At 28.9% G+C, this 14,156-nt stretch carries 15 protein-coding genes; 1 reads left to right on the top strand and 14 read right to left on the bottom strand.

Annotated elements, in window-relative coordinates:
* Positions 1-103 precede the first annotated feature (103 nt).
* The 11 genes from LPB136_RS08660 to LPB136_RS08610 form a co-directional block, all read right to left on the bottom strand.
* Entirely contained in the window at positions 104-769 is a 666-nt protein-coding gene (locus LPB136_RS08660) for a leucine-rich repeat domain-containing protein (protein WP_072555938.1), read from the bottom strand.
* A gap of 666 nt (positions 770-1,435) precedes the next feature.
* The gene (locus tag LPB136_RS08655; protein WP_072555937.1) at positions 1,436-2,119 is read right to left on the bottom strand and encodes a hypothetical protein; all 684 of its coding nucleotides are present in this window, start codon (positions 2,117-2,119) and stop codon (positions 1,436-1,438) included.
* Between the two features lie 377 nt (positions 2,120-2,496).
* Positions 2,497-2,814: a type II toxin-antitoxin system RelE/ParE family toxin gene (locus tag LPB136_RS08650; RefSeq protein ID WP_072555936.1), complete on the bottom strand. Its 318-nt coding sequence runs from the start codon at positions 2,812-2,814 to the stop codon at positions 2,497-2,499.
* Positions 2,805-3,047: a hypothetical protein gene (locus tag LPB136_RS08645; protein WP_072555935.1), complete on the bottom strand. Its 243-nt coding sequence runs from the start codon at positions 3,045-3,047 to the stop codon at positions 2,805-2,807. Before LPB136_RS08645 ends, LPB136_RS08650 begins: the two co-directional genes overlap by 10 nt.
* A gap of 215 nt (positions 3,048-3,262) precedes the next feature.
* The gene (locus tag LPB136_RS08640; RefSeq protein WP_072555934.1) at positions 3,263-3,703 is read right to left on the bottom strand and encodes a hypothetical protein; all 441 of its coding nucleotides are present in this window, start codon (positions 3,701-3,703) and stop codon (positions 3,263-3,265) included.
* Between the two features lie 459 nt (positions 3,704-4,162).
* On the bottom strand, positions 4,163-5,242 hold the full coding sequence (locus tag LPB136_RS08635) for a type I restriction enzyme HsdR N-terminal domain-containing protein (protein ID WP_072555933.1): 1,080 nt from the start codon (positions 5,240-5,242) through the stop codon (positions 4,163-4,165).
* A gap of 159 nt (positions 5,243-5,401) precedes the next feature.
* The gene (locus LPB136_RS08630) at positions 5,402-5,911 is read right to left on the bottom strand and encodes a hypothetical protein (RefSeq protein ID WP_072555932.1); all 510 of its coding nucleotides are present in this window, start codon (positions 5,909-5,911) and stop codon (positions 5,402-5,404) included.
* 27 nt (positions 5,912-5,938) lie between these two features.
* Entirely contained in the window at positions 5,939-6,493 is a 555-nt protein-coding gene (locus LPB136_RS08625) for an XAC2610-related protein (protein ID WP_072555931.1), read from the bottom strand.
* An 11-nt stretch (positions 6,494-6,504) separates the two neighbouring features.
* Positions 6,505-6,864 carry a hypothetical protein gene (locus LPB136_RS08620; RefSeq protein ID WP_072555930.1) on the bottom strand — a complete coding sequence of 120 codons (360 nt, stop codon included), beginning with the start codon at positions 6,862-6,864 and terminating at the stop codon, positions 6,505-6,507.
* A gap of 55 nt (positions 6,865-6,919) precedes the next feature.
* Positions 6,920-7,588, bottom strand: coding sequence for a hypothetical protein (locus tag LPB136_RS08615; RefSeq protein ID WP_158009625.1), 669 nt, complete (start codon positions 7,586-7,588; stop codon positions 6,920-6,922).
* On the bottom strand, positions 7,585-8,001 hold the full coding sequence (locus LPB136_RS08610) for a hypothetical protein (RefSeq protein ID WP_072555928.1): 417 nt from the start codon (positions 7,999-8,001) through the stop codon (positions 7,585-7,587). The genes LPB136_RS08615 and LPB136_RS08610 overlap by 4 nt, the downstream gene beginning before the upstream one ends.
* 219 nt (positions 8,002-8,220) lie before the next feature.
* On the opposite strand from LPB136_RS08610, the gene LPB136_RS08605 reads away from it, so the two are divergent.
* Positions 8,221-9,213 (top strand): IS110 family RNA-guided transposase, encoded by a 993-nt coding sequence (locus tag LPB136_RS08605; RefSeq protein WP_072554704.1) that lies wholly within the window; start codon positions 8,221-8,223, stop codon positions 9,211-9,213.
* A gap of 163 nt (positions 9,214-9,376) precedes the next feature.
* On the opposite strand, the gene LPB136_RS08600 is transcribed toward LPB136_RS08605, so the two are convergent.
* The 3 genes from LPB136_RS08600 to LPB136_RS08590 all read right to left on the bottom strand — a co-directional run bounded on the left by LPB136_RS08600 (position 9,377) and on the right by LPB136_RS08590 (position 14,133).
* Entirely contained in the window at positions 9,377-10,090 is a 714-nt protein-coding gene (locus LPB136_RS08600) for a class I SAM-dependent methyltransferase (RefSeq protein ID WP_072555927.1), read from the bottom strand.
* 226 nt (positions 10,091-10,316) lie between these two features.
* Entirely contained in the window at positions 10,317-12,539 is a 2,223-nt protein-coding gene (locus LPB136_RS08595) for a toxin-antitoxin system YwqK family antitoxin (protein ID WP_162272276.1), read from the bottom strand.
* 364 nt (positions 12,540-12,903) lie between these two features.
* Positions 12,904-14,133 carry a hypothetical protein gene (locus tag LPB136_RS08590; protein ID WP_158009623.1) on the bottom strand — a complete coding sequence of 410 codons (1,230 nt, stop codon included), beginning with the start codon at positions 14,131-14,133 and terminating at the stop codon, positions 12,904-12,906.
* Positions 14,134-14,156: the final 23 nt, after the last annotated feature.

Genomic DNA, 14,156 nt, shown 5'->3' with positions numbered 1-14,156 from the left:
TAGCGTAAAGTTAGCAAATAAATACTGAATAGAAAATCCGCAAGGATTTTCGTAAGTTGGCTAAAAGAAAGCAATAAAATATACACGGTGTTAGCAAACGTTTTTATCTTAATTCAATTTTTTTTGATAATTTATCTTTCATTTTAGAATGATATGAATCTGGTAGTATTAAACAATTCAAATTTTTTAAATTCAGAAGGGAATTTAGATTTAACTTTGTTTTGATGTCTAAACCAAGTACTTTTAAGTTTTCCAATTTAGATAAAGGTTCAATATTTTTTAAATTCAAAGATTGTCCGTGATAATTTCCAAATAAGTTCAGTTTTTCGAGAGAATGTAATTTCGACAATTCCTCAACAGTTTCAATTCCGAAAAATTGAGAAAGTTTGCAATATCTTAGTTCAGGCAATAATTCAATTCCTTTCAAATTAGAAATTCCTTTACTACCGCAAAAATCAAGGTTCTCTAATTTTTTCAGTTTTCCAATAGAACTAAAATCTTTAATTTGACTGACTTTAACTTCAAGACCTTTCAAATTTGGTATATTACAAATTGATTCAAAATATTCTTGATTGACTCTATGTCCAACAAATAGATATTCAAGATTTTCAAGTTTTGGTAATACTTTTATCCATTCATTTCTTAATTTTTTTATTTTTGAATAACTCAAATTATTTTCCTGACTGTAATCAGGACTTAAAATTTTAGCATCATAGATTTGTGAATCTTCAATTCTAAAGTGTTCTATTTTCTTGTTCCAGAATTCCATTTTCTAATGTTTGCTAACGGTTTTGTGTATGAATAGTTGCGTGTTTGTGCGCGAGGAATTTCCGAAGGAAATTCAGATGTGTGCAAACGAGCAACTACCTTTTGATTAAGCCAATATAAGCAATTTTTTATACACGTTGTTACCTCTAGTTATTGATTTTCAGTTCCAGTTTTCCGTCCGCAATTCAATTCCGCTTGAGTAAATTCCGATTACGTTTTATTCCGCAAAGTTTTTCAATTCCGATAGAGTGAGCAAATCCGAAAGTGGCTCAATTCAGATGCAGTTCAGTTTTCATAAACTTGCTAAATTCCGATTGAGTGAAATTCCGCAATCGACTATTTTAGTTTTTACTTTCTTAAAACTCAAAAAAAAATCGAAAATCAAACTAGTTTTTTTTCGGTAAACTTGCTAAAATTCCGCAAGAGTAAATTCAGGTTTCGAGTGATAAATTCAGCATTTTGTTCCGCTTTAATTGCGCAGTTTTCAGTTCATATTTTGTTCAGATTTGAGTGCGTGCGTAATTAGAGGTAACGTGTTTATATATGGTTTGTTGCGTGAATTAAGCAACTAATTTAGTAAATAATTACAGACCAAGAAAATCCGCGAGGATTTTCGCAAGTAAGCAAAAAGCCAGCAATAAATTATATATGTTGTTAGGCACAGTACTTATTCCGCTCTAATTGGTTTAAATATTCCATAATCAGAGAACATTTCGACTTTTGTTTCATTTTTTGGCGTTAAAAAATATGTTTTATTAGAAAGAACTTCATTATTCTTTTTGTCAATTCTCAAATCTTCCATAACAATTTTTTTGATTATTCCGAGACTATCATTTTTTTGAATTAACACCATTTTCTTTTTTAGTTTTAAACTATCTAAATGAATTCCGTTTAAACTTTCTACGTCATCTAAATCATAGAAAAAAATACTATCTCTTTCTTCTTTGAAACTTTCAAAATGAAATCTTCCTAATCCACCACTTCTTTCCGCAAATCCACGATATTGATAAATGGTATTTTCGATTTCGATGTTTTCTTTTTTTGTGTATTCGGTTTCTATTGGCTCATAAATAGGTGTTGAGTTCTTATAATTTTCTCCACAACTATTATCACACTTATGGGTAACTCCTAAAATTTTATTCTTTTTTGGAATCTCTCGTAAGTAATAAAATGGTAATTCTTCTTGAACATTAACTTTAAAGGTTTCTGTTGAATCTAATATAATATATCCATTTGCGTTCGAATCTAATCCTCCCCAAGCGTCATATTTATAAATTATTTTAGAGCTTCCTTCTATTTTTAAGGCATATAGTTCACTAATATACCAATCTCCAAATCTGCAACCGTACATTGAGATTAAAAGACCGAAACAAAATATTTTAGCGATATTTTTCAATTTATTAACTGGTGTTTTTTCGTATTGTGCCTAACGCCGCGAGGCTAAATTTAGTTTTTGAAATTGGAAGATACGCAGTATTTTTCAATTTCAAAAATTGAATTTAGCCGATGATGTGTGCAGTCCCGAAGGGCTGCGCATGTCATCGGCGAAGCCGCGCGGCGATGGGATGCAAAAGACCGAAGGTATTGCATCCCATCGTGATTGTATATGGTTTGTTGCGTGGTTTAGCACTAAAGTTAGCAAATAAAAACCGAATAGAAAATCCGCGAGGATTTTCGTAAGTAGGCTAGAACTAGCAATAAATTATATACGGTGTTGGCAATCTGGCATTATTTCGTTCGCTTAATTTTCGGTGGATTTTGTCGAGTATCAAATACATCATTAATTTCAACCCAATTTTTGTTAGTATTTATCCAATAAATAATTTTATAATTATTAAACACTAAATATCTAAAATTTTGTTTCCTTCCTTTTAATAATTCCTCAATTTGTCCAATTTCTGGTTGAGTTTTTAATTTTAAAGTTTCATTATAAATTCCGTCAACTATTTTTTTTGCAACTTGATAATTTGCTTTTCTGTTATAATATTTAAAAATTTCAGTGAGTTCTTTTTCGGAAAATTCAGTCCAATATATTTTTAACCCCATTGTTCCATTTTGGCTTTTAAATCACTAGCCTCAATTAACTTTCCGTTTTCTGAATCATTCATTGATTGGTCAATCCTCAAATTAAATTCATTAATAGACATTGGTGTAAAATCAATATTTTCAGTATTGATCTTTCCTTTTCTCAATATATTTTCAAGCCTAGAAATAACTTCTTCACTTTGAATTTTAAGAAATTTTTGCATAAACTCTATTTTTCTTGATTGTATGTCCATTGTTATAACTTTTTTCAAATATACAAAATTTTCAAATTCAGAACTATTTTTTGTTTTTGGAACGGTTTTTTTTGCTTGTTGCCAACGGTTTCGGCTATGGTTTCGTTGCGTGAAAATCCGCGAGGATTTTCCGATTAAGAAACCAAGATAGTAAAAGTGCGAGGATTTTCGGCAGAAAATCCGAAGCAATGAACTATAGCCATTGTTAGCATACGTTATTTATTTTCAGTTAGTTTTTCAAAATTCATTTCGTTTTCCCAACAATCTCCAAATTCCGATTCGCAGTTTACTTCAATTCCGTTTTTCGTTATTTCTCCGTTATATTTTAATTGTCCTTTTGAAACTCCGCTTGTTGAATCCTTTTCTAAATTCTTTCTGTTTTTTACGATTCTAAATCGAGTCGTTTCGTATAAGTTTCTTTTTCCGATTTCAAAACTGATTTTATCGTTATCTAAATTCAGGTTTTCCATTCCGTTTCCATAAAAGAAAACTCCGTGTCCGCCGCTATCTTCGGTTCCGAAATAAAGTCCGTTATAATTTCCATTCAAAGTGTCAATAACGATGTAGTGATTTTCGGATTGTTCAGGTGTTTTATATTCATAAATTCCGATTAGGTCAGCATTTAGTTTTTCAGATGTAGTTTTTGATTCAGCCATTTTTTTGTCCGAATTACAACTTATAAAACTCAATATTAAAATCAGTAACGTGATGTTTTTCATAATGTATGCTAACGCCGCGAGGCTAAATTTAGTTTTTGAAATTGGAAGATACGCAGTATTTTTCAATTTCAAAAATTGAATTTAGCCGATGATGTGTGCAGTCCCGAAGGGCTGCGCATGTCATCGGCGAAGCCGCGCGGCGATGGGATGCAAAAGACCGAAGGTATTGCATCCCATCGTCTCTGTATATGGCTCGTAGCGTGCAAATTAGAAAATAATTTTCGGATTAAGCACAAGCTAGATTTTTAAATTTTACTATTTATCTTTTTTATTGGAAATCGTCAAATTTAAAAATTTGGCGACTTTCCAAATATGCCTTAACTTTGATTAAGCAACTACCAAGCTATGAGCTATATACGTTGTTGGCAACTGGCTTTTTGAGTTCTGATTTTCAATTCAGACTTCTTCCACTTGAAAACCTTCTTTTCTTGCTAAATCGACAATTTCGGTTATGTTATGTTTTCCCCATTGAGTTGATACAACAAATTTTATTCCATCGGAACTTTCTAAAATTTCGTCATTTTCAAGAAAATGTCTTTTGTCCGTTTTGTTGGCGTATTTCGTTTCTACAAACTCAAGTTCGTTAACAACTCCTGTAGAACCTTGAAATTCATCGAGAAACACGTTTTTCAAACGACTAAACGTTGTCGGTTTCCTTTTTAAATATTGTCTTACAAATTCCAAGACAAATCTATTTTTTGCAAGTCGTTTATTGCCACCATTTAGCCTGTATTTTGTCGTATCTCTTGAACTTCCGTTTTCCGAGTTAGTTTGTTCGTAAACTATTCGTTTTGGTGTTTCGATATTCTGATGTCCCAAAATATTTATTGTTATCTCGCTTAAGGCATTGTCAATTAATTCCGCATCATATTCGTTTAAGAAATCTTGCTTAATCAACTCTAAAACTTTTGATTGATATTCTTCCGATAATATTTTGTTGGTGAGAATTTTTCGGTCAGCTCTTCGATTGATTTTCTTTAAAGAATTTTCTGTAAATGACTTTAGTAAATCAAAACTGAAATTTTCTTTAGTGAACAATTCTACAAATTTCTCTCCTTTTGTTTCTGTCTTTTCTATTCGGAATGTTTCGAGTAGAACTGGGTCATCGTGATTTGTTAAATCGCCATCGTAAAATACTTGTATAGCTTCACCAATTAAAACTCCATATTCAAGCCTTAATTGTCGCATATAGGAAAAAAGTTGTTGCTGAAATTTAGTCGTTAATGGAATGCTTGGTTGTTTAATTTCAATTACAAACAGATTTTTCTTATCAGGTGAATTAATCACAAAATCAGGCATTATTCTGTTAGATGCTCCAAATGGAAATGATGGTCGAATTTGAATATCGCCAGCAAACTCTTTCCAATTCAAAACCCTTAACGCTTGGATTACATTTTGTTCAAATTCACTTTCGCTAATTTCTGTTCCTATATTTTCGGACAGTAAAAAGCAAATTTCTTCCCATTTTTCATTCATTCTCGATGTTTTTTTAGCTTGTTGCCAACGTTTTTGTATAAGCTTTGTTGCGTTGTTTAAGCAGTGAATTTACTAAATAAAACACGAACGGCGAAATTCCGAAGGAATTTCCCAAGTGAGCCAAAACCAGCAATAAAGTTTATACGGTGTTGGCAATAGTTATTTTTCTTTCATGTTAAATTCAATTCTACTTTTCAGAATTTCAATTTGTATTTTTTTTAAAATATCATAACTCGACATTTTACAAACTTTAGTTTTTTCGTAAATTAAACCTTCATTTTCTGGACAGACATAATGTGCATCTCCATCTATTTTGTCTATTAATATTTTTTCATTTTTTGGATTTTCTTTTTTTGAAATAATTAAATATGTATTTAATCTTTTCTGTAAATATTCCACAATTGTTGTAATGTCTATTCTTAATTTGATAGATATTTCTGTTATAGTTTTACTTTTATAATAGTCGTTTTCATATTCAATTAATTTTTCTCTGTGAGATTTTAAAAATTCAACTAATTTATCGTTTATTTCTTGATAGTCTTTAATAGCATACTTCTGTGGATTTTTTACATAAGTATGAATATTCAAATTTAAGTTGAATGTTTTATTATAATTATTTATAGTCTTATTGTAAACATCTAATTCTTTTCTTAATTCTCCTAAAGTCATTTGTTAATTTTAAATATGGTATGGTTATTAAGTATTAATTTCAATAATTTCCATTCCTTTTATCTTAAATAATTTTATGTTATCTTTAATTGCATTTCCGCTTGGATGAGATATAATTAGTTTGTTTTTTTTATCTATTCTTTGAATTCTTAAATAATCCCAACTCTTCTTGTGTTCAAATCTATTTAATTTAGGATTGAAGATATAATATTTTTCCCAACAACTATTTCCACAATTAATTGGAATAGAAAAATCCGTGTAACCATCAAAATTATAGTCATAAAAAGAAAAATAAATATTTCCAAGAGCTACTGAATCTTCTATGATTTTTATTATTTGTAATTTCTTATTTCCTTTGTGTATGGTCAATTTTTCAATTCCACCATAATAGCCAATATTTTTTGAATAATTTAATTTCTTATTCCAAGTAACATCGAATATTAAATCTTCAATTTTATATTCTCTTGTTTTATTTATTTCCAATATTATAATTTTCTCTTTCAAAAATTCTACCCAGTTATTTTTTTGAGCAAAAATTAAATTCGGTAAAATAATTATATACATAATTAAAATATTTTTCATTTTTTTGAGAGTTAAATATTTAATTTTTTAAAATAATCAGATATAATTTTTTCTGAATTTTCTGACATTACAATATCCATTGTTCTTTTCATTATTACTTCTGCATCTGATTGAGTAAATTGATTCTTGAAATTTTGTAAATAAAAGTCGCCAACATTCTCAAAAATTACTTCTAATTGGTATTTAGTTAAAGGACCTTTACCTTTTTTAAAGTTTTGTTGATGTAAGTTTTCTATAAAATGGGCTGAAATAAATGAGCCAACTTCAAGTACATACCCTTTATTAATTTCGTTTTTATCTAATAACTTTGAAATTATTTTATCTAATTTTAGTGATAATGGTATTTTTATTTTTGATTTAAAATCTTCCATTTTTGTGTATAATTATTAGTTTTTAAATTTTTTTAGAAAATTTTAAAATTAAGTTTTAAAGATTATCCCAATATTCAGGGCTTTGTTGGTCTAAATCTAATTGGTCATTGTAGCTATAGTCTGCACCAAAATCATCTTTTACATAATCGTCTACAATATCATTATAATGTTCTTTATGCTCATTATATAGATAATATTCCACAATTTCAATTAGTTCATTTTTATTAATTATTTTTTCAAATTCAAGTTTTGCAAACTCCAACAAACTTATTTCTTCCTCATTTCTTAAACAGACAATGTTTTTAACTAAAGTATTGTCATTTTCAACAATTTCACTTTTAATATTATTCAGAGACTCACCTTTTTTATAAAATTCATAATATATTTTTGGATTGAAGTGATTTAATATTGCCAAATAAGAGATAAGTTGCCAATCCTCTAATTTTCCAAAAAAAATAATAGTTGGTAAGTAAATAATTTTTTCTTCTTTAGCCACATAATCAAGAAAATTAATGCTTATTAAGTTTTTATAAGTGTATTTATTTTTTTTCCAAAAATCATATTCTAAAGTATATTCTTCAAAAAATCCTTTTCCTTTATTTATTATTTCAAAAGCAGGAACATAAATATTTGATTTGTTTTTGTACTCATCCATACAGTAATGGCAAAGAGTATGGTTCAGTCTAATTAATTCGAAAATCTTAAATTCTTTATTATGTTTCATTTTAAATAATTATTAAATTTTAGAAATTCATAGTTACCCCCTAAATTATAATCTATTGCATATGATGAAATATATTTTAAACAGCTACTGTTTTCAAATTTAAAATTTATGTCGTTATGAAAATTAGAATTATTTTTTTTAAGATATTTCTCAATTTCATCTAAAGGTCTGTTAATTTTTTTTGCAATATAGGAAGCAGTTTTATCGTGATAATTATCTTTTTCATATAAACGAATAAAATTATGATTTGATTTTAAAAAGTCAATAAATTCTGGCTTAAATATTGAATTTGAAACAAAACCTCGACCAATAAATTGATTATTAAAATCTATTCCAAAATCTGAACAAAAATTTTTAATAGTTTGTTGGTAAACTTTAAGTATTGAAGAAATTTCTTGAAAGGTGGTTTTCATTTTTTTAATTATTGCCAACGTGTTTCTTTAGTTTGTATTAAATATCTTTATATAGGAAAGGAGGAGAACTATAACGTGTTTTAGAATTGCAGTTCCCTTACACGTACGAGTCCTCAGTTCCTATAAAGTTGCAAAGAACCATTTGGAATACCAGGATTATAAAAACCCGATAAAGGAAGTAGTTTTTGCAACATATTTAATCATTCTAATTGTAAAAATATGAAAAATTACAGAGAAGTAGTAGGAATAGATGTATCAAAAAAGACGATTGATGCCTATTGTTATCATGCTCAAGTTCACCAAGAGTTTAAGAACGATATAGCTGGTTACAAAAGTCTCTTAAAATGGGTTTTAAAACAGACAAAAGAAAGTGCTGTTTTTTATTGTTTTGAGAACACAGGTTATTATTCATTAAAGTTGGCACTTTATTTCCATAGTAAGAAAGTTGTTTATGTTGAGGAGAGTCCGTTAAAAATTAAGCGTTCTTCTGGGATTGTAAAAGAGAAAACAGATAAGCTAGATGCTCAAGTAATAGCAAAGTATGGTTGGTTTTACAGAGAAGAGTTAATGCCGAGTACAGTAAAAAGCAGTTCTCATTTAGAACTTGGTAGACTGTTAGCTTTAAGAGATCAATTAGTTCGAAATAATGCAGGTTTAAAAGGCACTTTAAAAGAGATGAAAGTACTTTTAACAAGTTCTACAACAGATTTAGGTTGTATCAGTTTAAAGCGTAGTATTGACTATTTGTCTAAACAAGTAAAATCTATAGAAATTAGAATTGAAGAAATCATTTTTGATGATGTTTCTATGAGTAAAAATTACGAATTACTAAAAAGTATGAAAGGAATTGGTTTGGTCGTTGCTTGCCAATTAATTTATCATACAGGTAACTTTACCCGTTTTAAAAGTTGGCGTGCTTTTTCCAGTTATTGTGGAACTGCACCTTTTGAGCATCGTTCTGGCACCAGCATTCACAGGCGAAAACAATGTCATTATTTAGGAGACAGAAAGATGAAAAGTTTATTGAGTATGGCAAGTGTTTCTGCAATACAACATGATAGTGAGTTAAAGTTGTATTATCAAAAAAAGTTGGCAGAAGGAAAAGATAAAATGTTGGCGATAAATAATGTGAGAAACAAACTAATAGCAAGAGCATTTGCAGTTGTTAAAAGAGGAACACCATATGTTGTTCTTCAAAATTATGCTGCTTAAAATAAAAACTAAATTTTATTAGGATTTGATCTTGGAATACGTGTATGATTAGTTGCGTGGCTAAGCACGTAATTTAGCAAATAAAAACCGAATAGAAAATCCTCGCGGATTTTCGTAAGTAGGCTAGAAACAAGCAATTAATTATACACGGTGTTGCCAATAGTTATTTTATTTTTCTTCCTTTAATTCCACTTGCACAACCGAAAAAATATTCCACATATTCAACTTTAAATTCTGGTCTGTTAAAAATCCGATGTGTGTTTTTTGAGTTACCAAATTGTTCTGTATAAACTCCTAACATTCTATAAGTCTCTGGACTTCCAAGAAATACTTTTCCTAAAATAGGAATAATATTTTTCAAGTAAAACATATAAAATGGTTTTAATATTCTACTTTTCGGAACAGAAACGTCAATCAGTGAAAATTTTCCATTTGGTTTTAAAATTCGGTTAATTTCTTTTGCTAATTCTCCAAGTTGTTCATCATTAAATGTCTTTAGCCCAAAACCTGAAATTACATAATCAGCAGTTTCGTTTGGGATTGAGTTGTCAAAAACATTTTCTTTAAGAATCTCAACTTTAGATTTTCTGAATTTCGATTTATTCTTCTCCGCACGATTAATCATTTCCGTTGAGAAGTCAATTCCGATTAGTTTTGAGTTTTTGTCCGAATTTTTTAAAATATGTTTCCAACATTCTCCCATTCCAGTCATTAAATCGACAACTATTTTTCCTTTCTCGATTTCAATTTCTTCAACACACTGTCTTCTCCATCTTTCACTAAATCCAAATGAGGTTATGTAATTCATTTTTGAATACGAACTACTCATTTTGTCAAATAGCTTTTCAACAAATTTAGGCTCGTAGATTTCTTTCATTCGTGGTGGTGGTCATAATTATTGGCAACGGTTTTGTATATGGCTCGTAGCGTGTAAATTAGAAAATTATTTTCGGATTACGCCTAAGCCAGATTTTTAAATTTTACTATTTATCTTTTTTACTGAAAATCGTCAAATTTAAAAATTTGGCGACTTTCCAAATAATCCTTAACTTTGTTTATGCAACTAATTAGCTATGAGCTATATACGTTGTTAGCACCAGTACTTATTTTATTTTTCCGTCTTTGTATTTTACTTTTTTAATTCTTTTTCCAGTATTTATGTCGATAAATTCCGTATTTCCATTTCTTAATCCATTCTTAATTTTACGAATTTCTTTAATATAATCTTCTTCGTTAATATAAGTGAACTCTCCAGAGAATATAGCATCATTTAAATCCAAGTACTTTTCCGAAATAATTTTATTGTCGTCATATTCGATTTCTATTTTGACTTTTTGCGGATAGTAATAGTAAGTCCAATCTCCAATTTTACTTTCTTCAAAGTATTCTCCAATAATTAGAGGTCTATTATTTATGTCGTAATCTTTATATGTTCCGTCTTTGTAAATTTTTGACTTGTCGTTTTCTTTTAGTTTTAATAGGAATGAAATTTCAAACCAATTATGGCTTATTTCATTTTCTTTTTTTAACCAATAAACTTGAGAAATTTTTCCGTTTGGCAAGTATTGGGTAAATCTGCATTTATATCTGTTTGAATATTCATCAAAAATTTCAAATTTTCTTTCAGGCTGTTGTCCTATGCTATCATAAACAATTAGTTCCCTAAATTTTCCATCATCAAAACGTTTTATTTCTTTTGGTTTATTTTGATTATTCCATTCTGTGAATTTTCCATCAAATTCTCCGTTTGAATAATTTATAGTTTTGTTGATTTCTCCTTTTTTATAATAGTATATCCATTCTCCTTCTCGTTCATCATCTTCATAAGAGCCTTCCATAAAATATGTGTAAGGGTTACCGTCATAATCTTCATCTTCATAACGATGAAACCATTTGCCAATTTTTTGGTCATTTGTAAAATTACCTTTTGCTACTAAAATATCTAATGAATCTCTTAACTCAAAAGCACCATTCAATTTGTTGTTTTTGTAATTAGATTTTTGTAAAACTTTTTGGTAAACCATTCGAGTGCAGGAATCTTTTGGTTTATTGTTTTCGTCTAATTCTGAACACTTGTATTTCTCTTTATTCAAATAGGAAAATCGAGTTGACAATCCATTTAGTTTACCTTTTTTGTAATTTTCTATTAAGTACAGTTTTTCTGAATAGTGAGTAGGTTTATCGTCATTAGTATATTTTGAATAGTAATTTTTCCATTCGCCAGTTTTTTCATCGTTCAAATAGTTTCCTTCACTACTTAAAGATTTTGTTAAGGAATAGTTTTTCCAATAATCTGTTTTTTTATCTTCCTGATACTTCCCTTCTGATATTAAAAATAATTTTGAAACATCAGTCTCTATAACGCCTCCAAATACAGTTCTTGTAACATCTAAATAAACTTTGTAGTTGCCGTCTAATTTATCGTTTGTATAGTTTGCTATTATTAAGCTGTCTCCTTTTATATCTTGTGAATAACCATTTTTTAAACCTTTCGAGTAATTTGTTTTTGTTAATATTCTTTCTCCTTTTTCTTTATCTATGAAGATTAAACTCCAATTTCCTTCTTTTTCTCCTTCCAATAAGGTTCCAATTACTTTTAGGTATAGTCTTCCGCTTTCGTCATCATAATAGTATTCGGTTCTCTCTCCATTTTGAATATCATCTTTGTAGTGAGTTGAATAAGATATTTTATTGTCTTCGTATGCTGTTAATTTTCCATTTTTTTTATCGTTGCTCTGATAATATTCGAACGTTTTATTTCCTTCTTCGTCATACTCTACAAAGTTTCCATTTGCTAAACCATTTTTATAATAACCTGTCTTTTTTAGTTTTCCATTTTCATAATAGACTTTTAAAGCACCATTAATTTCTCCATTTACTTTTGTATATTCAGCTTGTTTTGTATTGCCATAATAGTAATCGACTTTCTTTCCGTTATCTGGGTCGTAAATACTTGACTTTTTTATTAATAAAAATCTGTATGCAGTAATACTTTCGTCAAAACTTGAATAACTATCTTTTTCTCTTTTTTCTGTTGTTATTTTTAAAATAAATTTGCTATTCGCATATGTAGAAATTAATTCATTGTTTTCAATTTCGCTATTTTGAAGTTTGTAACCTTTTGAACTTAGTGAATTTTGGATGGCAGAATATGAAGGCTTATTAAAAACGGAATAACTTAATTTATTTGGAAATCCTTCATAAGTATAAAGGTAAAACCAAGCAGAAGCCTTATCTCCATAAGTTTTTTCATAAGACCAAGTTATAGTGCTATACTTTTCTGAATTTCCCTTTTCAGATTCATAGTATTCCCAATTCTTATTCATTAGAAATTGATTGACACTTTCCCAATTTGATTTGTTGCAAATATTTTCAATGTCGTTCAATGTAAGTCTTTGTCCAAAAGAAATTTGGCTTATAAAGAGTAGAAGAAATAGTAATGTTTTCAATGTAATATTTTTCATTCGTTGGTTTTTCTCGTATTGGTGCTAACGGTCTTGTGTATGAAACGTAGCGTTTAAATAGACGCTAACTTTTCGGATTTAGCACGAGCCGAATTTTTATGTTTTGTTTTTACTTTTCTATTTTAAAAGCCAAATTTAAAAATTTGGTGGTCTTTGCAAATATGTACAAACCTTTCAGTTTAGCACTTACTAGCTATGTTTTATACACGTTGTTGGCAGCTGCTATTTACTCCGACATCTCTTCGTACATTTTTTCCATACATTCATAGTACACACTAAAATTTTTAGTTCTATAGAAGTTAGGGATATCGGTTTTGTCAATTTCACTCATCCAAATTCTACCCGCTAACCAATAGTATTCAAATTTTCCATCCGAAATATCCTTTATTCCGTGATATTTATCAGTATCAATATGTCCAAATTTGTTAAGTATATTTGGCACATTCCAATAATCAGTTGCTTGAGTAAGTTCAAAATTTATTGAGTTTATTGTGAGGTCTTCTTTAGAAAAATCAATAAATATTGAAAGGACAGTATTAGCATCTATTGGTAAATTCTCACAGATGTAATTAGAAATAGTTTTTTTTAGAATTTGCTTTAGTCCAATGAACTTATCCAAAAGCCCTTTCTCTTTTAAGTGATTTACTCTTTCTATGTGTTGGTGACAAACAGTTTCAAAGTCTTCATCATACAAATCATTTGGTAAACTAATACTCCAATTTCCAAGTCCGTCACGACATTCGTAACTAATTTCATTTAGATATTCAAAAGCTTTTATTGGGTCAATTTCTTCTGTTATCTTTTTAAAGTAATCATATATCTCCTCTATATTTATCATTGCAGAATGAGCAGATTCTTTTAAATTTTTAAATTCTTTTGGGATTTCTCCCCACCAATTATCTAAGGGTTCCTTAAATTCAGTTATTATGGCATCTGTATCTGAGTTCGCACTCGGCAATTTCCAAGAGAGAAAATTTCTGTTTTTTGTGAAATCTGCTAATTTTAACTGATTCTCTATTCTGTCAAGTGTGTTTTTATTAGAGGTAATTAGGTACCTGTTTGTATTTAAAACACTATTTCCAGATATTCTGAATTTTTCAACCCCATTTTTAATAATTACTTCAAAATTTTCTAAAATCTCTTTTGCAGTAAGAAAAAATGTCTTTGGATTGTCTTCGCTTCCTGTATGGCAAAGAACAAAAAATTCATCCCTTGATTTTTCTTCATTATCTACAATATAAACTTTAGGAATATAATGGTATGTCTTATTTGAATCAAAAAATTTTACTTGTACAACACCTAGACGTGGTGGATTTCTATCAAGAAGATTTTGTTTTGTAACTTTTCGTTGAATTATGAAGTCTGCTCCATCAATATCGACAGAGCGTTCTAATATCCAAAACCTGTCAATTAAGAAGGCTTTTGCTCTTGCTTCTCCAATTGAACCATTCTGCATTATTTTCAACCAAGTAGGTGTAT

The sequence above is a fragment of the Tenacibaculum todarodis genome (genome assembly GCF_001889045.1).
In the GTDB taxonomy this organism is placed as follows: domain Bacteria; phylum Bacteroidota; class Bacteroidia; order Flavobacteriales; family Flavobacteriaceae; genus Polaribacter; species Polaribacter todarodis.
Note: the sequence above shows the minus strand (reverse complement) of the source record. Positions and strands in the feature narration are given on the sequence as shown.